This is a genomic window from Leptospira limi, from assembly GCF_026151395.1.
GTDB classification, from domain to species: Bacteria; Spirochaetota; Leptospiria; order Leptospirales; family Leptospiraceae; genus Leptospira_A; species Leptospira_A limi.
On the sequence record NZ_JAMQPV010000001.1, the window covers coordinates 2,012,335 to 2,033,563 of the forward strand.

Sequence of the window (21,229 nt, forward strand, 5' to 3'; positions counted from 1 at the left end):
GATGAAACGAATCTTAATCTTACTGATTATTTGTCTCTCTCCATTGTTCGCACGAGAAATGGGAGAATTTGTAAAAGATATCCAAATTAAACCATTACAATTTGATGTTCCTGGAATCACTTCTTCCACAAATCCTTCAGGAGTAGAAGTTTTTTCTTTAAAAAATTCGGAGTTCCCGATCGTTTATGCGGATATTCTAATCTACCATGGAAAAAAACATTTAGGTTCACGCCCTGTCGAAATTGCGAGAATCTTGGAAGATACTTGGGAATTGTCTGGTTCCAAAACATTTCCAAAAGAAAAGTTTTTAGAAACCTTAGAATTTTACGGGGCGTCTTTTTCCGTTTCAGTGGATTACGAAAAAACAATCGTTAGTCTTTCCTATTTAAAGAAAACCGAGTCGATTGTATTACCAGTGATCCAATCATTTTTCCAAAACCCGAATTTGGATGAAACTTTATTAAAGGTTACCAAAGGGAAGTTAACGGAAGAAATCAATCGAAGGAATGATAACCCTTCGGCATTAGGAAGTAGGAAAGCGAAAGAAGCATTGTTTCGCGGAACCATTGCTGGCACTTCCATGAAAAAAGAAAATATAAATGCAGTGGGTTTGGACGAACTACTCAGTTTCCAATCGCAGATCCTTTCTGAACCAAAAAGAAGGTTACTCATCACAGGTGATTTTGATCTAAAATCTTGGGATGGATTTTTTTCGAATCTACCAAAAACGATCCAACCGAAAGAAGAAATGATCACTCCTTCTATATTAAGTGCGAATGTAACAAAAGAAGGTAAAGAAATTCGTTTGGTAACAAAAGATGTAAACCAAACGTTCATTTCCATGATGGGAGTTTTACCAGAACACAACCATCCTGATTTTTATGCGATTCAAGTATTGAATTATATCATTGGTGGTGGTGGGTTTAACTCATATTATATGAGAGAAATTCGAAACAACCGAGGGCTCGCTTATTCCGCAGGGAGTAATACTGATTTTCAGGAAAATTATGGAACCATCCAATTTTATGCCATGACAAAGTCAGAATCAGCAAAAGATGTTTTATCCCTAATGCAAGAACTCATCCAACCAAAACTGATCAATTCACTCACAGAGGATGAATTGTTACGTGCAAAGAATGCAATCATCAATCAGTTTGTCTTTCAATTCGAAGATGATAAACGAACTTTATCAAGTGAAGTGAGAAGGCGTGACCACAAAATGCCAGAAGGGTATTTGCAAAACTTTCGAAAAGAAATAGAAAAAGTAACTCTTGCTGATTTAAAACGAGTAGGTAAACTTTATTTCCAATCGGACAAAATGATCACAACCATAGTTGGTCCCAAATCACTGATGAGTTTTTGGAAAGGTTCTGTAACTCTCATCCAACCAGAAGATTGATGTTAACAGCAAGTTTTGAATACAAAGGAATTAAATTTGAAGGGATCTCCGAAGGTGGGATCCGCACTTCTATCATTTGTCCATCTCTTGACTTTATGTTTGATTTTGGATTCATCAATCCTGATAAAATTCATATTGGTAGAATCCTTCTTACACATGCACATTTAGACCATTCATGCGGAATTCCATACTATGTTTCCCAAAGAAGCCTTCGCAAACTCCCAATCCCTAAAATATATGTACCCAAGGCACTCGAACCAAAACTCTCTCAAATTTTAAAACTCTATTCCGAAATAGAAGAATTTGATTATGAATGTGAACTTTATGGTCTGAGTTTTGGAGACAGAGTGGAATTAAAACCAGGATATTTTTTTAAACCATTAGAAAGTTTTCATAGAGTTCCATCACAAGGTTATACAGTATACGAAACCAAACGAAAGTTAAAGAAAGAATTTCTATCCCTTAACTCCGATGAAATTCGAAAATCGAAAGAAAACGGTACTGATCCAACAGAAGAAATTTCAATCCCTCTTGTATCCTTTTCAGGGGATTCCAAAATTGAATATGTTTTGGCCAACGAAGATGTCAGGAAAAGTAAAATCCTCTTTATGGAATGTACCTATTATTGTGAAAAACGAGATGTGAGTCGAGCTAGGGAGTGGGGCCATACCCATTTTGATGAAATCGTAGAACATGCTTCTTCCTTTGAAAATGAAGCAATTGTCCTCATCCATCCCTCCAAACGTTACAGTTATCGTGAGTTAAATGATCTTTTGCGAAAAAAAGTCCCGGCCATTTTAAAGGATCGAATCTCCTTATTTTTACCTCCTAAATCATGAAACCAAGACCTAGCATTTTCATCGAAGGTTTAGAACCTTTTATCGACACAGACCTTGTGTACAAACCTAGTCCAGTGTTTTCGGAAATGGAATCCTATGCCAAAGAAAAAAACATTCCCATTGTCACGGCGGCAACGGGTGGGGTTTTGTCTCATTTGGTTTCCTTTCTCAAACCAAAAACGATTTTAGAATTAGGGACTGGCCTTGGTTACTCCACACTTTGGATGGTATATGGATCAAAATCTTCAAAGATCATCACGGTGGACCGTCATGAAGAACAAGCCCAATTATTGGAAGTGTATGCTGAAAAGATGGGTATCAAAGACCAAATGGATGTTACTCGGGTGACAGGTTCTGTTTTGGAAACTTTGGAAGAGGAATCGTTTTGGATCGATACGGATTTTTATTTTGTGGACTGTGATAAAATCACCTACCCAAAGATCTTCCAAACCCTTTGGCCGAAGGCAAAAAAGGGTGCCAGTTTTGTTTTTGATAATGTTCTCTGGCATGGGCGAGTTTTGCATCCTGATCCCAAAAAACCATCCGATATGGCAGTGATGGAACTTTGGAATAAGGTGAAATCCCAAGTTTCGGAGTATACCTTGTTCCCCGTGGGAGACGGTTTACTCTTTTTTCGGAAGTAGAAAAAATAGTAGTCAAACCTAGAACTTTTTGTGTATTCTGCTCCTTGGTTTAAGGAGAAACGTTTCGTGTTAAAAAAAAGTTTTTTGATTCTGTTTATGGTTTGTTTGAGTCTTTCGGTAACGGCACAGGAATCAGGTGCACCTGAAAAAGGAAAGGAATCCTTTGAAGAATTAGACAAATTGGACCAAGGAACCAATTTAGAACGAAAACAATATAAAAATATTTCGGAAAACAATAAAGACAGAGTCATCAATTCGATTAAACTCTTAACGATTGTTACGGCAAACTTTGGAGACGAAGTTCCGGATTCCAAAACAGCATTCGATAAAATCAAAAAAGACTACCAAATTGTATTACGTTATTACTACCGAAGAGCATATATTGCATCTGGTAAAGCAATGGTGATTCTTGAAAAAGACATCAATACTCTGCTTGGTAAATTTGCGAAAAGTTACGATACCAAAACTCAAAACTTACTTGCTGAGTGTGCGGATACCATCACAGGACAAGAACAAGCGCAGTTGGTTGATACTTCGACAGAAGGTGTAAAACCAGTTGTGCCTTACCGTGAAATTGCGGAAGCACAACAAAAACTAAGAATTGCATATGGACAACTTGGGTTAGCGACAGATATGACTAGGGATGACCGTTACTACGACGCTATCGTACATTACCGAATTGCAAAAGACTATGGGATCAAAATCTTAACTGATTTTAAGGAACAAGAAGCTGATAAAAAAGTGATTACTGATAAATATGCAAAAGATCTGGTTGATAACAAAAATCAAATTGTAAGCCAAAACACAAAATAATAACTTCAAACTTTTCTTTTCTCCGCTCGCTATAGGGCGGAGAATGGCACAAGCGTGTCTCAATCTTATCTAAACTACCTTTTGTATTTACTCCGATCAATCCCGGTTTGTTTTTTTATTTTTACGTTTTCCTTATTTTCGGAACCAAGTTTTCGGATCGTGATTGATCCTGGCCATGGGGGTGTTGCCAAAGATCCAAAGGCACAACATGGAGATAAATATGACAGTGTCACTCAAACATTTTTAGAAACTTACAAACAAGGCACAGAACATGGAAGTATTACGGAAAGAAAGGTTGTACTTGATTTAGCAAAAGAAGTCCATAAGGTTTTAAAATTAACTGAGACTGAGTCTGGGTGGAAAGAATTCGAAAGTTACCTAAAACTATTTTCCAAAAAAAATGAATTCACACGAGTGAAACTCATTAGCCACCTAACAAGAGAATCTTCATTTGATGATGATGCTTCATCCGACGATCCAAATGCACCTTACCGGCTTTATGATTTTCCTGATCCCAAATCGGGAATCAGAAAAAAAGGAAGGTTGTCTAAAATCAATGAACTAAAACCACATTTGGTTTTATCCCTCCACTTAAACCCAGCAAGTAAAGGCCAAAAGGGAGGAATGGCAGCAGTCCTCACTCCTGGATACAAAACCTTTTCAAATTTAAAAAAAATATCGGAGAAACGAAAGTCCCCCAATGGATTCTTAAAAGGTCCTTGGTCTGATTGGCTCATATTCCAATCGGGTTGGAGTAAATTAGAAAATGCCACAGCCGATACTTGGATTTACCTCCACGGGTATTGGTCCAAAAAAAATGGAAAAGAAACAGACCTTTCCAAGTTTGAGGGTTACCGCCAAAACATGATTAGTTGGAAGTATGCGGATGATCCTAATTGGGAAAAAAATATTGGGAAAAAAGGTCCTTATGCCAAAACACACGAAGAGTTTTTAGAGTCGGGTCGATTTTGGGAAAGGGAAATGGGGAAAAAGGAAGAGTGGAGAAGGGAAGGCGGAAAAGAAGGATTTGGAGGTGACAACCATTATGTGACAAGAGAACTCATGCGGTTTGTCCAATACGGGCTTCCCATCCAATTAAAAGAAAAAGATTCAGCCTACCCAGAACTTGGTCCCATCCAAAAACCATATATTTCTACCTATAGTTTGCCAACTTATACCAATGCCCTTTGTGCTTTTATTGAAATAGGATATGTGAACCGTAGCCGTGATATCAAATACTTAACACAAAACAAAAAGGAAACTGCCATCTCGCTTGCAGTCGGCATTTATTCTTTGTTTGTTGGTCTTGATGTGAAAAAAAATCCAAACCTACCTTATAACCCCAAAGGAAAAAAAGTAAATTGGGAAAGGTATGAAACATACTTTGAAGATGTATTGTAACTGTAAATGAAGCCAAAAAAAGAAACTTCTAAAGTATTACACCATACTTTATTCCCTGAGTTTATCCAACTCTACCAAAATTCTTTGGTGTCTCGTTATTCGAAAGAGAACTTAAAAAATTATCCAGAATTCCATTCTATTTCAGAAAAAACAATTCACGAACTCCTAACGTTTTTTTTAGAATACCTGTATCCTTCTTATGAAAAAAGAAAAAGGTTAGATGCCGCCTTTGACGCGTTATCTGGATTTGTAAACCATCCATCTAAAATATGGGGGATACTCGGAAACTTAGCTATGTCGATCTTTCGGTTTGGAAAACATTTTCCCATGGCATTAAAAGCTGGGATGTCTGCTCTGCATTCCTATGTGACAGCACATAGTTTTGAGGAAGAATTGGTGTTGGCACTTGATGCACAAGAGAATCCAAAAACATTTTTAGAATCCAACTTTGCCATGGAGAAACTCATTTCCTTTGTGGAAAAAGAGAAAGCAGATGCATTTCGAAAAGATGTTTGTGCTCTATTTTCGATTTTTTCTGATAAAGAACTCGTGCGAAAAATCGTTTTGATTATGGAAGATATCTTAGTGAAGATGGAATCGAAACATTCCCTTTATACGGAGAATGATAAAAATGGAATTTCACTTGGAGTTTCGATATTAAAGGAAGGTCAGAAAATTTTTGATTTATTAGAGAAACAAGAGATGGTTCTCGTTTTACAAGCGATTGATAAAATCGAAGACGAATTTTATCAAAAAGCTTGTGCGAGATTTCGAACTAAATAACTTTTGGTACCGATGGCCGGAATCGAACCGGCATGATGTTACCATCGGTGGATTTTGAATCCACTGCGTCTACCAATTCCACCACATCGGCATAATCAGTCTTCAGCTTCGATATATTTACCTTTTCCGCGGGCCACTATTTTGCCGATCTCATTTTCAATTTCAGCACGGTTTTCGATGATTTTTTTGTTCTTTTTCACAAACCATCCACGTAAGTGAAGAGGTTCATTCACCTTTGCAGGTTGTAGGAAACGAATGGTAAGTTCCCCTGTTGTGGTTTCGAAATTCATCGCTTCATTGATCTTGACCATGATCTCGTCAAGAATGGTTGAGATAATCCCTGGATGGATTTGATCTGGTAAACCCTGGTATTTTTCGGGGCAGGTGTAATCACCGAAGGCAGTTTTTGTGTCTTCATCAAATGTGATTTTTAACTGCAACCCGTCTGCATTGTCCGGAGAGGAGGCAAAGCTGAGATTTTTTTTCGCAACGGATTTCATGCCACCATGGAACGCAAGAAATTCTCTTGTGTCAAGCAGAAAAAGAACTTGCGGTCAGTTTGGCTTAAAAAGCCTCGTAAAATACTTGGAAATGCAATATTCTTTGTAAATTTCTTAAGTTACGGCTCTCTAAACCTCGAAAATAAAGAGTAGAACCCTTATATGTTAACAACCCTTATGATGTTACTCGGTCTCTCTGGTGCTGGCGCCGATCTCGATGAGATCTCTCGTCGTGAAGGGAGAGGTGAGTCCGGTGCGTCACTGAGTCCCAGGCAAAAACGTAGACTCAAACAGAAGCAAGGTGATGAAACTGATGAGCCACAAGCTCCTAAAAAAGGTGGCGGGCGGTCTTCCCGAGAGAAAGGGAACAAACAAAATAGGGGTGAGGAACTTGGTTTCCAGACAGATACCAAAAGTCCAAATGCAAAACCAAAATCATTATCCGAAAAACTATCAGACCTACCTAACTTTGAAGATGATAACGACGAACCAAGTTTAGGTGGTGATGAAAATCAAAAATCACAAAAACGGAAACGAGAAAAACAAAAGCCACCGAAATCACTAAGTGATCTTCCGTTAGGTGACTTTGGCGAAGAAAATCCCGATGTTGATGATTCACCTTCTAGGCCCAGACGAGAAAGTCCCGAGATTAGTTTCTCAGCAGATGACATCATCTCTAAAAATTCGAAGTATAGTTTCCATCGTAGGCCACTACTCAATGCAGAAGCACTTGTCGAAGCGGAACAAGTTGAGGAAGCAATTGAGATCTTTGAAAGGACTGGCAATCGTATCCCCGATGCTGACATCAAAGAAAAAATCAAAAAAAACATTCAGGATTTAGAAGAATTTTTAGAAGACAATCCAGCGAAAGGATCTGGAGAAACTGGGAAAGATGGCAAACCCCAAGACAAGGATTCTGCGAAAAAACCCAAACCAAAACCACAAGGGAATTTAGAGAAATCAGACAAAGATTTAAGTGATTTGGTGCATGCCTTAAAAGAAGTATCCGAATTATTTGCCGAATCAATTGCTCGTGCCATTCAATTTGCACAAAATGCACCACCACCTAACTTCCCTAATTTGCAAAGAGAACCAAATGTTTCTCAACCTCCACAATCTCCACAAAATTTGGGAGAATTTCCTCCACCTCCACTCCCAAAAGGAAAAAGTGATCCGCAACCTCCAAGTGGTCCACAAATCAACCAAACGGTTGAAGGTGGAAACCAATTGGTTCATCCCATTGTGTATCAATTTTTGCAATCAAGTCCACAATCTCCTGGAGTCATTGATCCAAAACTTGTTCAAAACCAAGACCAATTATTACAATCACTAAACCAAGGTTTGACTGCTGGAGGATTAACATCTTCTCCATCTGGTATTTCTATGGCACCAGCAGGTTCTGGAATTGTAGGTCCATTTTTTGTTCCACCGGAAAACAAACAAAAACCGGAAGAGGAAAGAAAACCTTTCGACTTGCAGGAGTTAGCGGAGCAAATTTCTAAAAAAGATGTATCAGAACTTGATTTACCAGAAGATACATTTTTTTCAAATGATTGGAAACAGTTTAAAGATTTACCTCTTGTCGATAGAAGGTCTGGTGATGAACGAAGGAAAAATGCAGACCGAAGAACCAATATCGTTGGCAGAAAAGATAGAAGGTCTGGTGAAGATCGGCGTAAACGTGATCGCTTTAAAGAAAGAGAAGAATTCTTAAAAAACCAAGCACTTCAAAAACTTGAAAAAAAAGCAAAAGAATTTGAAGCAAAAGGGGAAGAAGCATCCCTCAATGATTTATTAAAACCATACTTTCCCGAACAACCAAATTTAAAATTACCTGAGTCATGGGACTTAGAACCCATTGGATTGCCAGATCCAAATGACCTTCGAAGGGATGAAAAAGAACCTCTCTTCCATCCAGATGAGAAGAAACAAACTGATGAGGAACCAAATTGGTTCCAAGATACAACAGATTCTTTACGTAAGGAACTGGAACTCCCTGATCCTGTTGATCCACAAACTGACGAATTAATTTCTTCAAAAGTAGAACTACCAGAGGCAGTTGATCCTAACAAACATAAGTCGGAAACGATCATTGAAACGGATATGCCCATCCAAGTGGAACTCACAAATAGACCACTCGTCGCAGATGATATTAAAATCGGATTACCTGATGCCGATGAAGTTTTTAGGGATCGTAAACGAAAAGAAGAAGCTGGTGAAACAGAAGGTCCTTCCTTTGATGATGTAGATGGTCCTGATATTGAAATTGTCGATGGCGATTTGGGAGAGATTGCGGAAGAAGAATCTCCAATGCCTCTTGAAGAGATGGCTGAAAAAGCCACCGAGGATGAACCTGAAAAAATCATCCATGGGGTTTTAGAATTAAAACCACCAGAAGCAGATGATGCACCGTTTTTAACTCTGACTTATGATTTTGGAAAAATCCCACATGCATTCCGATTATCAAAGAATTATTCTATTATGGAATATTCGTATTATAAATACAAACCGATGCTCATGAAAGCCCAAGAGTTTGCCCGTCGGAAGATGTTAAAAAATGCTCTCAATTATTACCGTGTGATCAAATCCCAAAACATACCACCTGAACTTCGTAAGATGATCAACCGAAACATTCGAGACATCACAGAGTTTATGGAAAAATTCCTAATGGCAAAAGGAAACTGATCTCATTTTCAAATGTATTTGTTTGACAACTTAGCTTTGTTTTTTTTAGTCTAACAAACGCAGGCAAGGTACACTCCGATGAGAATCCAAACATACAATCGGTAAGTAAATTTAAAAACCAATCCACACTTTTCCTTAGCTTTTAGGACAAGGCATACTTACCGATTTCCACTTGGAAACAATGGGAGTTTGTTCTATGTCTAGTTTTCTTTCCGTTCACAACCTTACATTCCAATTCGAATCTCAATCGGAACCACTGTTCCAAAACCTGAACCTTCATTTTACGAAGGGATGGACGGGACTTGTTGGGAAAAATGGAAGTGGAAAATCCACGTTAGCAAAAATCATTTGCGGTGAAATTGAAACAGAGAAGGGGATTGTCCTTGGAAACGAGTCTGTTACGTTGCTTTCCCAAGGTACAGAGATTCCTGCAGATACACTCCAAGAATTTTTATCAGATACAAATCACGAATTTGGTTATTGGAAAAATCGATTGCAGGTTACGATCGAATCGATAGAAACCTATCCATCTCTCAGTTTTGGTGAAAAACGAAGACTGTTACTTGCAATGGTTTTGTCAAAACAAACAGGTGTTTTGGTTTTAGATGAACCCACAAATCATTTAGATTCTTACAGCGCCAATCTCATTCGTGATACGATTTTGTTTTACAATGGAATTGGGATTCTGATTAGCCACGACAGAGACTTGTTAGATGGTGTCGTCAACTCTTGTGTTTTCCTCGAGAAAAACTTTGTGAGCCAAAGGAATGGAAATTATTCTATGGGCAAAATTGAAATGGATCGGGAAAAAGGAGAGAGGATCCATGATTGGGAAATTGCAAAACAGGAAAGGAAAAAACTCGATGCTGAATTAAAACGAAGGAGAGAGTTGGCAAAACTATCCCACATCCACCGTTCAAAAAAAGGGTTAGACCTTCATGACCACGATGCACGCCACAAAATCAATTTGGCTCGAGTGTCTGGTAAAGATGGCCAAGCAGGCCGACTCAAAAACCAAATTGAAACAAGAACAGAACATTCTCAAAAACGAGAGAAGGAAATTGGGAAAACCCTTCCCGAAAAAGAAACAATCGGGATCGAGTGGTTGCCTGACCCATCCAAAAGGAATCACTTATACTTGTTAGATGGTGATACTTTGGATTTAGGATTTTTGCAATTGAGATTAGAAAAAAATTTGGACATCCAATCCCATGATCGGGTTTCCATCACCGGGAAAAACGGTGCTGGGAAATCAACCTTACTTAAGTACCTGGCAAATCACATGCAGAAAAAAGGGATCAGTACGTTTTATCTCCCACAAGAATTTTCAAATGAAGAGGTATCCCAATTGTACAACGAGTTCCAAAACCTCTCGGACATAAAAAGAGCAAAAGTTCTTTCAGCTCTCCACCGATTAGGCAGTGATCCAATACGATTTGCCGAGTCAGAGTCATTGAGTCCCGGAGAAGGTAAAAAACTGTATCTGTCTCTCCACCTGGATGAGAGTTTTGAAGTGATGCTCTTAGACGAACCAACCAATCATTTGGATCTAAAATCGGTAGAAGCCTTGGAGGTATCATTAGGACGTTTCCCAAAGGCTCTCCTTGTGGTGAGCCATGATAGGCGATTTGTGGAAACAGTGACAACGAGAGAGTGGGTTTTGGAAAACTTCAGGCTCCATGAAAAACATCTAGACAGAATCTAAGGACTGTACTTAGAATAATTCTAAGGAGTGACATTATGCCACAAGTGACATCACATGCCCCTGATTTTAAAGCAACCGCAGTGATCGGGGACAGTTTCAAAGAAATCAAATTATCCGATTACAAAGGGAAATGGGTGGTTCTATTTTTCTATCCACTTGATTTTACTTTCGTATGTCCAACAGAGATCATTGAATACGATGCAAAACTCGAAGATTTTAAAAAGATCGGAGCTGAAGTTTTGGGAGTATCTGTTGATAGCGAATTTTCACACTTAGCTTGGAAAAAAACGCCTAAAAAAGAAGGTGGTATTGGAGAGATTAAATACCCACTCATCGCAGACAAAACAAAAGAAATTGCAAAGTCTTTTGGTGTTCTCATTGAGTCAGGTCCTGATGCAGGAGTTGCGTTACGCGGAACTTTCATCATCGACCCACAAGGTATTATCCGCCAAGCAACTGTTAACGACCTTCCAGTAGGACGTAACATTGAAGAAGCACTCAGACTCATCAAAGCGTTCCAATTTGTGGAAAAACATGGTGAAGTTTGTCCTGCAAACTGGGATGAAGGGAAAAAAACGATGAAAGCGGATCCTACAGGATCAAAAGCTTACTTCGCTTCCGTCAATTAATTGTACTTTCTCTAAAAAGAGAGAATGGGAGAACCAATGGAATCTACAACAAATACCGAAAAACCGAATGTCGAATTTTACCAGGCTGATAATTTTCCGAAGGGTTTGACACGAAAGGTTGTAGAATCCATCTCCCATATCAAAAATGAACCGAGTTGGTTACGTGAGTTTCGTTTAAAAGCCTTTGAGGTGTATGAACAAAAACCAATGCCTGCTTGGGGTTTTATCCCACAGTTCCAAATCAACATTGATGACTATGTACATTATGTAGGTTCCAACCAAAAAAAGAAAAAATCTTGGGATGAAGTGGATCCTGAAATTTTACGTAGTTTTGAAAAACTAGGAATCCCTGAACACGAACGAAAATACTTAGCAGGAATCGAAACCATGAACGATTCCGAAACCATTTATGCCAATGTGAAAAAAGAACTCACGGATTTAGGCATCATTTTCTGTGACATCGACACTGCTATCCGCGAATATCCGGAACTCGTGCGTGAGTATTTGGGAACGGTTGTCACGATCGGTGATAATAAATTTTCTGCACTCAACTCAGCTGTTTTTAGTGGTGGGTCGTTTGCTTACATTCCAAAAGGAGTGAAAACCCCTATGCCACTCCAAGCATACTTTAAGGTAACGGCCGCTAGTTCTGGACAATACGAAAGAACACTTCTCATTGCTGATGAAGGGGCTCATTTGGAATACAGCGAAGGTTGTACTTCTGTCCAAGATAAGGGTACAAATTTCCACACTGCTGTTGTGGAACTGGTTGCCAAAAAAAATTCTAAAATTTTTTATACTACCATCCAAAACTGGAAAAAGAATATGTACAATTGGACAGTGAAACGTGGGTTATGCGAAGAAGCAGCTCATATCACTTGGACTGATTGTAATATTGGTGCCAATACTATCAAATACCCAGGGATCATTTTACAAGGCGATCATTCCACTGGGGATGTACTTTCCTTAGCATTTGCGGGCAATGGCCAAGTGCAAGATACGGGTGCTCGGATCATCCATGTGGGTAAAAACACAAGGTCTAATATTTTAGCAAAAGGGGTAGCCCTTGACGGTGGGATCAATTCTTACCGAGGTCTAGTGAAGTTTGAGCCATCGAGTAAAGGTTCCTACAGTCATATCAAATGTGATGGTCTTATGATGGACAACCGTTCCCAGTCCCATGCATATCCTTATAATGATGTGTCAGGAGAAGAGGGAACTTTAAACTACGAAGCGACTGTTTCCAAAATTGACGATGACCAATTGTTTTACCTTCAGTCTCGCGGAATGTCAGAAGACGATGCAAAACTACTCATCATCAATGGATTTTGTGAAGGGGTCACCAAACACTTAGATGTGGAATATTCGGTTGAGATGACAAAACTCATTCGAATGATCCTGGAAGACGGAAAAGTCATCTCCGAAACATAAAAAAACAAAACTAGGTTTATCGTTTTAAAATCAGAACCCAGAGGCTTACACTTGCGATGAGTAGGCCAAGGCTTTCTCTCACTTCTTCCACTTCCATTCCCAAATAGGGTGCCTCTATCATATAAAACACTGACAAAACCAGATACAGTGGAATGAGAACGGTTCCAATCCATTTAGGCAATCGCCTGAAAAAACGAACAGTAGCAAGGATTCCTACGATTGCATAGAGTGGAAACCATAAATATGGATCTGGATCGTTCAATTGCAAATAGGCAAATAAAAAGAAAATAGGAATACAAATTAGGGAAAATAGTTTCATCACAGTTTCCAAAGTTTTTTGATTGCGGATACAAATCCAAGCGAATTATCCTAAATGGAGAACCCTCGTATGAAAATCCAAATCTTATTAACCTTGTCCTTTTTTACCGTATCCCTATCTTCTCTTGCATGTGATGATTTAGGCAGAAAGATATTAAAAACATTCAATAAGAAATATGAAACAGACGGCAAAGTTTTAGGATCCAAACCAATCTTTATTGGACCTGATGCTCTCCGCAAACAACTAACAATTTCACTAACGGAAGTGGTAAAGGTCAAAGAACCAACCGACATTCAGTTTCCGCCTTCAGAAAGTCCGTTTATGTTTATTTTGGAAAAAGCAGGGGACCTCATTCTTTTTGACAGAGATAAAAAAAACAAACGAGTGTTACATAAATTTCCTGTCATCACGGATAGTGAAGAAGGTCTTCTTGGTTTAACATTCCACCCCAATTATCCGAAAGAACCAAAGTTGTATTCACATACCGTTATCTCTTCTGCAGGTAAAGATATGACTGTGATTGCCGAATGGGTAGTGGAAAATCCCAATTCATATGAATCCATGGTTCTAAAAAACGAACGTGTGTTATTGCAAGTCGAACAACCATATCCAAACCATAATGGAGGCCAAATCGGCTTTGGTCCTGATGGGTATTTATACATTGGTCTTGGTGATGGAGGATGGAGGGCTGATCCCAAAAACAACGGACAAAATCCAAACACATTACTTGGTTCTATCTTACGCATTTCTCCTGCGCCAGATGTAGAAGGGAAAAAACCATATTCCATTCCCAAAGACAATCCTTTTGTTGGAAAACCTGGTTACTTACCTGAAATTTTTGCCTATGGGATTCGTAACCCTTGGAAGATGAGTTTTTCACCTGACGGTCGTTTGATTGCAGCTGATGTAGGACAAGATGCGTTTGAAGAAGTGGATATCATCCTTGCGGGTAAAAATTATGGATGGAACCAAACCGAAGGGTTCCATTGTTTTACAGATGGATGTAATCCTTCTTTGTACCAACTTCCATTTTATGAATATGGCCGTGAAGAAGGCCAATCCATTACTGGTGGGTATGTGTATACAGGTTCTTCTATCCCTGAGTTAAAGGGAAAATATGTTTTTGGTGATTTTATCCAAGGAAAAATTTGGGCAATTGATGTGCCTAAACCTGGAACCAACCAAAAAATCACAGAAACCATCGCACTTGGAAAGTGGAATCTACTCATCCCAACCTTTGGCAAAGACAGCGATGGCGAAATTTTTGTGGCTGATTACCAATCTGGTATCATTTACAAATTGGGGAAACCGTAACCTTCGGCTATGGATCAAAAAATCCATTTGATTGTTTAAATTTTATAAGTTGATTCCTCTATGAAAAAATTGTTAACCCATGTCCCTTTTTATATCCGTTTCCACCTGTTACTTGCTGGACTCGGAATTGTATTTTTAACCATTTACCGCGTCGCTTTTTTTCTGATGTATTCCTATCGGATGAATGATAAATCATTTTGGATCATTCTGAAGGCATTTGCAAAAGGTGCACGTTTTGACATTTCCGTATTATGTGTGTTACTTGGATTTAGTCTTGTTTATTCCACATTTCATTTTCTAAATCGGAATCGTTGGTATCGAGCAGTTTGGCGGACAATACCTGTTGTTTTTATTATCTTACTTCTCTTTTTACTGATCGCCGATTTGATTTATTATGAAAATGGAAACAAACATTTGGGGTATGAAGCTTTTGCTTATTTGGGTTTTGAGATGTTACCACTTGTGGGATCTGCTTTTTCCCAAAATCCATTTTTGTTTTTACTTGGATTACTCATCATTTTTGCAATTGGATTTGGGATTTATAAAATCCAATCCAAATTTCCTTACTCACATGTGAACATCCATTACAAATGGGCTGGTCTACAATTCCTAATTGTGTTAGCATTACTTGTTCTTGGCATTAGGGGTGGTATCCAAACAAGTCCACTTCGGACAAGTGATGCCATCATCACAAAAGAAACAATTACCAATGATTTGGTTTTAAACCCAGGATTTACAGTCATCACGGATCTCAAGATGACTAAGGTAGATGATCGGCATGCGATGAAATTATCGGATGCAACGACCATTGTTAGAAAAGAAGTTTCGTATCCTGGAGCGGAGTTTGTTTCGGAAGAGTATCCTCTCCTTCGCAAAACAAACTTCACTTCTAAAAAACCTCTCCCACATATTGTTGTCATCGTTCTCGAAGGTTGGACTGGAAAGTTCATTGACATCATTGGATCAGGAAAGGTGGAAGGAAAAGTAGTCACACCTTACTTCAACCAACTTATCCGCCAAGGGATGTTCTTTAAGTATTTTTTTGCAAGCGGAGGACGAACGACAAATGGACTCATGGCACTGATGGGAGGAATCCCCGACAGGCCAGGTCTCACTGCCGTGAGAACTCCACAAATCCTAAACAGGTTTTCAGGCCTAGGGAACATTGCCAAAACCATTGGGTACCAAACTCTTTTTGTAACAGGAACTGATTTAAGTTTTAATAACAAGGGTAGTATCATGTACCATTGGGGATTTGATACACTGGTTGGAAAACAAGAGTTAGAAAAAAATCCAGAATACAAAACAGGGCCTTGGAGTTATTTAGACGAAGCATCACTAGACGCAATGCACAAACGTCTGTTAAATGTGAGTCCGGAAAAACCTATCGTTTCCGTAATCCATACAGGTACAACTCATTACCCATACAAAGTCCCTGATGAAAAATACCGTTTGTTTGGAAAAGACACACAAGATAGCGAATACTTAAATGTTCTACACTACGCTGACTTTGCACTTGCTGAATACATGGAGAAGGCAAAAAAAGCTCCTTATTTTAAAGATACAGTTTTCTTTTTTGTATCCGATCATAGCCACCATCGGTTCCTCAATTATTATGAAGATCGAAATGTCCCTCTCCTGATTTATGCTCCTGGGAAAATCAAACCAGAGTTAAGGGAAGACATCACCTCACAACTCGATGTAATCCCAACCATCCTTGGTTTTATGGAAAGAGAGGTTTATTTCAGTGTGATGGGCCGAGATTTACGGAAGGTAAAAGGGTCCTCTGCTTATTTTGCATATGGAAATATCTTCGGTTGGATTGAGGATGATTTTTTATACTACCAATCGGTATCAGGTGGACAAGGGGAAACAAAAACCATCAAAGAACCATTTGTGGATTTAGGACTTTGTTACAAAGACATAAATCTCTGTAGCAAACATGCGGAGAAAACAAAAGCCTATTTGAATATGGGAGACGAACTCCTAAAGTCGAACAAATTGTTCCCTTCGGAATCCGTCTTACAATCAATAAAATCTAATACCAAGTATTAGAAATATTACTCAAATCAAAGAATGTCTTTCGTTTGATGATGATCCATAATAAGGACACAAGCGAAAGGCCAATGAGAGGGATTGCAAACATCGCGATGTTTGGAATGTTGGAGTAAAGTAGTGTGAGAACAAACGCAAAGATAAATAATACATTTCGCACCACTTCCGTCCTTCTTGACCAACGTTTCATCTCCATCGTACGATCAATCGAAAACAAACTAAAGATAATGACAGCGGATAAAATACCAAGCATAGTCATATCTTGTTCTAAATTGATTTTTGCTACTTTCCAAATCACAAGTCCCACAGCCATAAGAACTGCCGCTTGTAACGCTACATAGACCATCACACCCATTGGTGGTTTTGGATCATATTTTTCTGTATAAGCAGGTTCTTTAAAGACATCATCTGGTGTTTGTAAGTAAGTTGGTTTCCAGCCGGGAGGTCCGAAAATGGTTTTAAACACATCTCCAATCGACTTACATTTGAAGATTTGAAAGAACATATCCTTAAACACGTGTAAGTTGACTGTGATTGGATTAAATGAGTTTACTGGTTTTGTTAAACCGTAAATGGGTTCGTCGGTTTCCCATTCAAAGGAACCAAACATACGGTCCCAAATGATAAAGATTCCACCATGGTTACGATCTAGGTATTTTCTTTGTGTTCCGTGGTGGACTCTGTGGTTCGATGGAGTCACCATAAACTCTTCTAAAAATCCTAACTTGCCTATGAAACGAGTGTGCACCACAAATTGGTACACTTTTAGAATTCTATGGCTCAGTAAAAACATTGCCCATGGGATACCAAGTAGAGCCATCACGAGGAAATACATGTATTCAAAAATTCGTTGTAATCCATTTCCACGGAAAGCAACCGATAGGTTCATTTCTTGTGTCGAATGGTGGGTGACATGAGTTGCCCAAAAGAGGTTAATTTCATGGCAATGTCTGTGAAACCAGTAATAGATAAAATCAGCCAAAACAACTGAAAATGTCCAGGCACCGAGTGCATGCCAATTCACAACAAAACTAGGTGAAAATTGGAAAGGGCTTGCCAATGGGAAAAAATGATAACCGAGAGCAGATAAAGAGTAATTCTTTTCAATGATGTCGTAAACATATAAAGCCCCAAGTAGGATGACAACCCCAACAAGTGCAAAGATCACACCTGTGCTAACATCCGCTATAAGAACATTCAATCGGTAAAACTGTTTGCCCTTCATATAAGAAACAAAAATTTCAATCCCGATCAGTGCGACCATGACGATAAAGGCGTATTCCATAAAGGCATCGCTATTCATGCGTGTATTTTCCTCACTAACGACTAGGCTTTTGAATCATGTCCACTAAGTCAATGTCCATTTCTTTCCAAGAAACTACCGACTTTGGGACGATTCTGTGAATTTAGACTTGTTCTACAGGGCTTTTTGGAGTAAGACTTTTAGAAAGAGTGTAATTTCTTGTCCCGTAAGGTGGCAAAGAAAAGATTGGCTAATGGTGAAAGGACCTACACAATGAAAGAGGAAATACCGGTTCTCAAAGGGAAAACCAAAAAAGAACTAGAAGAGATCTGTGTTTCCTTAGGTCTTGAAAAATACCGAGCAGCACAGATTTATACTGGAATTTATAAGAGTCGTTATACGACGATCGACCAATTTACAACCCTCTCGAAAGAAGTTAGGGAAAAGTTAAAACAACATACATCCTATCCCGAAATTGAAATTGGCCGTGACCTGGTTTCCAAAGATGATGGGACACGTAAGTTTACATTTTACGTTGGCGAAAACAAAGAGATTGAAGCAGTTTGGATCCCTTCAGGTGACGGTGGTCGTAAAACCATTTGTATTTCTTCCCAAATTGGGTGTACCCTCAATTGTAAATTTTGTGCCACTGGCCTTTTGGAATACAAAGGTAATTTACACACTTGGCAGATCCTAGACCAAGTCCTGCAAGTGGAGCGCCTCGTAGGAGACCGTGCCACAAACATCGTGTTTATGGGAATGGGGGAGCCCATGCACAATTATTTTAGTGTGATGAAAGCTGCCCATATCTTACGCGACCAAGATGCCTTTGGACTTGGTGCCCTTCGCATCACCATCTCAACCGCTGGTGTGACAACCGGGATCAATCGTTTCATCGAGAACAAAGAACCTTTTAATTTTGCAATTTCACTGAACCATCCTAATCCTAATGCACGTTCTTCTGTGATGGATGTAAACGACAAACACCCATTGGAAAAACTCATTGATTCAGCAAAACGTTTCACAAAGGAACTCGACCGTGCCATCACATTTGAATACGTGATGATCCCAGATGTGAACATGGGCCGTGACAATGCGGAACGACTGGCAAAAATTGCAAGGTCAGTGAACAAATGTAAAATCAATGTGATTCCATTAAACACAGATTTTACGGGATGGCGTAGACCAACCGATGATGAAGTCAAAGAATTTGTAATGCATCTCAAAGCTAAAACGACAGCTCCTATCCTCAATCGCCGTAGTCCTGGAAGGGACATCAATGGTGCCTGTGGGATGTTAGCTCTCAAAGGAATTCGAAGTGAAACAACAAAGTAAATGGATATTGGTTTTATGTTTGGTTTTGTTTGGTTCCAATTGCCAAGACATAGTGGAACAAAAATGCCAATTAGCATGTGAAAAATTTGTCACTTGTACAGAAGAGGAACTCAAACTCACTTTGGCACCTGATGTAAAACGCACAGGTAGGATCCAATGTATGGACGGATGTACCACTCATAATAGTGATATCCTCCAGTGTTTTGACCAAGAGCCAAATTCTTGTAAAGGATTCGGCCAATGTTTAGTTCAAATAGGAACGTTTGAATGAAAGAATCACTGACTCCTTCGGAACGCATCTTTTATCGCATTTTATTACTGATGGCATCATTGCCGATTTTGTTTACTCTACCACTGGATGTAATTGATATCGATAGTGCACAGTATGCAGGCATCAGTCGTGAACTTGTCCTATCGAATGATTTTTTCACACTCATCGATAATGGAAGAAGGTATTTGGATAAACCCATCCTTACGTTTTGGACCATTGCCACTTCGTTTTTTTTCTTTGGTATTAATAACATCGCCTTTCGTATCCCAGCGATTTTTCTAAGTTTACTCTCCGTATATTCGATTTACCGAATCACCATACTATCTGGTGGAAAGGAGAGGCAAGGTTACCTAGCGTCCATTGCATATCTATTAACACCTGGTGTATATGCGATGGTAGTGGATCCCAAAATCGATGTGTATCTAACAGCTTATCTTGTGTTCACTTATCATTTTTATTATTTGGGTAAAAAACAAAATCCAAATTATTTTTATCTGATGTATCTTATGATGTCGATGGGATTTATCACAAAAGGTCCCATCTCCGTTGTCATCCCTGCCATTTCGATTGGTGGGGATATTTTATTCCGAAGGGATTGGAAACTTTTACTCTCGATGAGAATCCCCACTGGCATTTTTGTATTGGCATCACTTCCAGCACTTTGGTGTTTTTTCTTATTCAAAAATTTCAATTCATACGGGCCTGTATTCTTTTTATGGATCCAATCTTTTGGCCGTTTTTATCGCGAGATGTATGATGTGAAGTTTGATCCATTTTATTTTTATAAATCCTTTTCATGGGCTTTCTTTAGTGGGCTTTTGCCGATGGTCATTTACCTGATTTTCCATTCTTACCAATATACCAAAACATTGGGATGGAAAGAGATCCTACGTAAGATCCGTGCCAATGAATACAAAGAAGTGGACTTTGTAATTCCATTTTGGGTGTTTCTCTTTCTGTTCCTCATCTCCTTTTCCAGATACCCTCTGCCACAATATACCTATTGGGTATTACCGGGTGCAGCTTTGTACTTTGGGAAAATCATGGAAGAGAGTTTGTTTCAATCCAATGTGACAAGGTTACGTCCCTCGTTTCTCATTGCAGGGATTGTGTATTTGGTAGGGTATTTTCTCTTCCCTGTATTTGTATCCGATGTTGGGATTTTGTATTATGTATTCGGTGCGATTGGGATCCTTTTCATTTTACTTTCCGCACAACTCATTCCTTTGGAAATCCTACTGACACTTGTGGGAGCCACTTTGTTTTTTTGTGCGATTAGTTTACAGTTTTATCCGCTCTTAACCAGTTACCAACCTTCCAGGGAATTTGGAGCGAAGATAAAAGAATTAGAACCAAATGAGCCTGTCCTTTATACCTTTTGGATGTCCAATTCGAAACGATCCTATGGGTTTTATGCCGAACGAAATTTTCGTAATATCTATGATAAGGATAAATTGGACAGGTTGTGGGCTGAAAAATCGGAACGACTCCTCGTACTCCCATCTGAAAAATTACCACAATTGCAAGAGATGGTAGGTAAAGACTACCAAATCATTCTCATTATGGAAAAAGAATCCTTTAAAGTGGCGACACCTACGATCGCATTTCTCAAAAAAGAGACAAGAAACCTGGTCACAAAGAAAATTTCTTTGGTTTGGGTGAAAAAAATGCAGGGGAAATCATTTAAAAACTCGAAAGTATAACTAGGCTAAATTGTGTAAGTCTGGTTTTTAGGGCCCTTCGATGTCAAAATCAGGGCCTTTTTTTTTGTCCCTACCAACCAAAGCATTCGGTATTTCCCTTTGAAACCTCATTCTGTAAGCATTCAGACTTTCGAATTTAAAATTTCCTAACATTTGTTTG

The 21,229-nt window shown here is 38.9% G+C and carries 18 protein-coding genes and 1 tRNA gene; 15 read left to right on the forward strand and 4 right to left on the reverse strand.

The window, feature by feature from the left end:
- Position 1 precedes the first annotated feature (1 nt).
- The 6 genes from ND812_RS09230 to ND812_RS09255 all read left to right on the forward strand — a co-directional run bounded on the left by ND812_RS09230 (position 2) and on the right by ND812_RS09255 (position 5,879).
- Positions 2 to 1,399, forward strand: a complete 1,398-nt coding sequence (locus tag ND812_RS09230; RefSeq protein ID WP_265375219.1) for a M16 family metallopeptidase — start codon at positions 2 to 4, stop codon at positions 1,397 to 1,399.
- Positions 1,399 to 2,238, forward strand: a complete 840-nt coding sequence (locus ND812_RS09235) for an MBL fold metallo-hydrolase (RefSeq protein ID WP_265375220.1) — start codon at positions 1,399 to 1,401, stop codon at positions 2,236 to 2,238. The genes ND812_RS09230 and ND812_RS09235 overlap by 1 nt, the downstream gene beginning before the upstream one ends.
- Positions 2,235 to 2,882 carry an O-methyltransferase gene (locus tag ND812_RS09240; protein WP_265375221.1) on the forward strand — a complete coding sequence of 216 codons (648 nt, stop codon included), beginning with the start codon at positions 2,235 to 2,237 and terminating at the stop codon, positions 2,880 to 2,882. Before ND812_RS09235 ends, ND812_RS09240 begins: the two co-directional genes overlap by 4 nt.
- A gap of 66 nt (positions 2,883 to 2,948) precedes the next feature.
- The gene (locus tag ND812_RS09245) at positions 2,949 to 3,695 is read left to right on the forward strand and encodes a hypothetical protein (protein ID WP_407658496.1); all 747 of its coding nucleotides are present in this window, start codon (positions 2,949 to 2,951) and stop codon (positions 3,693 to 3,695) included.
- Between the two features lie 54 nt (positions 3,696 to 3,749).
- On the forward strand, positions 3,750 to 5,096 hold the full coding sequence (locus tag ND812_RS09250; RefSeq protein ID WP_407658497.1) for an N-acetylmuramoyl-L-alanine amidase CwlD: 1,347 nt from the start codon (positions 3,750 to 3,752) through the stop codon (positions 5,094 to 5,096).
- Positions 5,097 to 5,102: 6 nt separating this feature from the next.
- Positions 5,103 to 5,879, forward strand: coding sequence for a hypothetical protein (locus ND812_RS09255; RefSeq protein ID WP_265375222.1), 777 nt, complete (start codon positions 5,103 to 5,105; stop codon positions 5,877 to 5,879).
- 4 nt (positions 5,880 to 5,883) lie between these two features.
- Here ND812_RS09255 and ND812_RS09260 read toward each other — a convergent pair.
- Together ND812_RS09260 and ND812_RS09265 are read right to left on the reverse strand one after the other, a co-directional pair.
- Positions 5,884 to 5,970: transfer RNA gene (locus tag ND812_RS09260), tRNA-Leu, on the reverse strand.
- Between the two features lie 4 nt (positions 5,971 to 5,974).
- Positions 5,975 to 6,379 (reverse strand): PaaI family thioesterase, encoded by a 405-nt coding sequence (locus ND812_RS09265; RefSeq protein ID WP_002973585.1) that lies wholly within the window; start codon positions 6,377 to 6,379, stop codon positions 5,975 to 5,977.
- 162 nt (positions 6,380 to 6,541) lie between these two features.
- Here ND812_RS09265 and ND812_RS09270 point away from each other — a divergent pair, with 162 nt between their 5' ends.
- The 4 genes from ND812_RS09270 (at position 6,542) to sufB (ending at position 12,829) form a co-directional block, all read left to right on the forward strand.
- Complete coding sequence (locus ND812_RS09270; protein ID WP_265375223.1) at positions 6,542 to 9,064, forward strand: hypothetical protein; 2,523 nt, start codon at positions 6,542 to 6,544, stop codon at positions 9,062 to 9,064.
- A 196-nt stretch (positions 9,065 to 9,260) separates the two neighbouring features.
- Positions 9,261 to 10,769, forward strand: coding sequence for an ATP-binding cassette domain-containing protein (locus tag ND812_RS09275; RefSeq protein WP_265375224.1), 1,509 nt, complete (start codon positions 9,261 to 9,263; stop codon positions 10,767 to 10,769).
- Between the two features lie 35 nt (positions 10,770 to 10,804).
- Entirely contained in the window at positions 10,805 to 11,398 is a 594-nt protein-coding gene (locus ND812_RS09280) for a peroxiredoxin (protein ID WP_012388348.1), read from the forward strand.
- A 36-nt stretch (positions 11,399 to 11,434) separates the two neighbouring features.
- Positions 11,435 to 12,829 (forward strand): Fe-S cluster assembly protein SufB, encoded by a 1,395-nt coding sequence (sufB, locus tag ND812_RS09285; protein ID WP_265375225.1) that lies wholly within the window; start codon positions 11,435 to 11,437, stop codon positions 12,827 to 12,829.
- Positions 12,830 to 12,845: 16 nt separating this feature from the next.
- Here the strand turns inward: sufB and ND812_RS09290 are convergent, their stop codons facing one another.
- Entirely contained in the window at positions 12,846 to 13,148 is a 303-nt protein-coding gene (locus ND812_RS09290) for a transmembrane 220 family protein (protein WP_265375226.1), read from the reverse strand.
- Between the two features lie 69 nt (positions 13,149 to 13,217).
- Here ND812_RS09290 and ND812_RS09295 point away from each other — a divergent pair, with 69 nt between their 5' ends.
- Together ND812_RS09295 and ND812_RS09300 are read left to right on the forward strand one after the other, a co-directional pair.
- Positions 13,218 to 14,462, forward strand: a complete 1,245-nt coding sequence (locus tag ND812_RS09295; protein WP_265375227.1) for a PQQ-dependent sugar dehydrogenase — start codon at positions 13,218 to 13,220, stop codon at positions 14,460 to 14,462.
- 60 nt (positions 14,463 to 14,522) lie between these two features.
- Complete coding sequence (locus tag ND812_RS09300) at positions 14,523 to 16,517, forward strand: LTA synthase family protein (RefSeq protein WP_265375228.1); 1,995 nt, start codon at positions 14,523 to 14,525, stop codon at positions 16,515 to 16,517.
- On the opposite strand, the gene ND812_RS09305 is transcribed toward ND812_RS09300, so the two are convergent.
- Positions 16,501 to 17,820 carry a sterol desaturase family protein gene (locus ND812_RS09305; protein ID WP_265355309.1) on the reverse strand — a complete coding sequence of 440 codons (1,320 nt, stop codon included), beginning with the start codon at positions 17,818 to 17,820 and terminating at the stop codon, positions 16,501 to 16,503. The genes ND812_RS09300 and ND812_RS09305 overlap by 17 nt on opposite strands.
- A gap of 213 nt (positions 17,821 to 18,033) precedes the next feature.
- On the opposite strand from ND812_RS09305, the gene rlmN reads away from it, so the two are divergent.
- From rlmN to ND812_RS09320, 3 genes are read left to right on the forward strand one after another with little or no spacing between them, the layout of a single operon-like run.
- A complete protein-coding gene (gene rlmN, locus ND812_RS09310) occupies positions 18,034 to 19,095 on the forward strand; it encodes a 23S rRNA (adenine(2503)-C(2))-methyltransferase RlmN (protein WP_100720605.1) in 1,062 nt (353 codons plus the stop codon).
- Complete coding sequence (locus ND812_RS09315) at positions 19,079 to 19,366, forward strand: Cys-rich protein (RefSeq protein ID WP_108958254.1); 288 nt, start codon at positions 19,079 to 19,081, stop codon at positions 19,364 to 19,366. The genes rlmN and ND812_RS09315 overlap by 17 nt, the downstream gene beginning before the upstream one ends.
- Positions 19,363 to 21,069, forward strand: a complete 1,707-nt coding sequence (locus ND812_RS09320) for an ArnT family glycosyltransferase (RefSeq protein ID WP_265375229.1) — start codon at positions 19,363 to 19,365, stop codon at positions 21,067 to 21,069. Before ND812_RS09315 ends, ND812_RS09320 begins: the two co-directional genes overlap by 4 nt.
- Positions 21,070 to 21,229 lie beyond the last annotated feature (160 nt).